This is a genomic window from Mesorhizobium sp. M0048 (assembly GCF_040323405.1).
In the GTDB taxonomy this organism is placed as follows: Bacteria; Pseudomonadota; Alphaproteobacteria; order Rhizobiales; family Rhizobiaceae; genus Mesorhizobium.
Map to the genome: position 1 here is coordinate 1 of NZ_JAMYUV010000155.1, position 503 is coordinate 503.

At 67.6% G+C, this 503-nt stretch carries 1 protein-coding gene; it reads left to right on the top strand.

What is annotated here, in order from left to right; genetic code table 11:
* Positions 1–481 (top strand): ADP-ribosylglycohydrolase family protein (locus tag NKJ84_RS33365; protein ID WP_352510034.1); only part of this gene is annotated, 481 nt, incomplete at its 5' end.
* Positions 482–503 lie beyond the last annotated feature (22 nt).

Genomic DNA, 503 nt, shown 5'->3' on the forward strand with positions numbered 1-503 from the left:
TGGCGGTGACTGGCGTGCCGCTTCCGACAACGCCATCACGGCAGCGAGACGAGGGGCGACGCTCGGCCATTGGGCGACCGGCGGTGACATTGCTGCGCGCATTGCTTGGGCGCAGGAGCTTGTGCGCGGCAAGGCGACGAAGGACGCGATCCGGCTGATCATCGATCTGGTCGGCACCGGCGTCGCCAGCCAGGAGTCCGTTCCGGCCGCATTCGCAGTGCTGGAGGTCGCCGGTGGGGATCCCTGGCAAGCGGCAGTCATCAGCGCCAATCTCGGTGGCGACACCGACACGATCGGCGCCATCGCAGCCGGCATGGCCGGCGCCTGCACCGGCTTTTCCCGATTGCCTCAGAACCGCATTGCAAACCTCAAGGGCATCGACATGACGGGGGTTAGCGCCCTCGCCGCCGACCTTGTTGTGGCGCGGATGTCCAAGGGCCGTGTGGACAAGGGCAGTGGCGGCAAGGATGCGGCGGCATGAGAGGGCGTCTCGTCCATGTCGG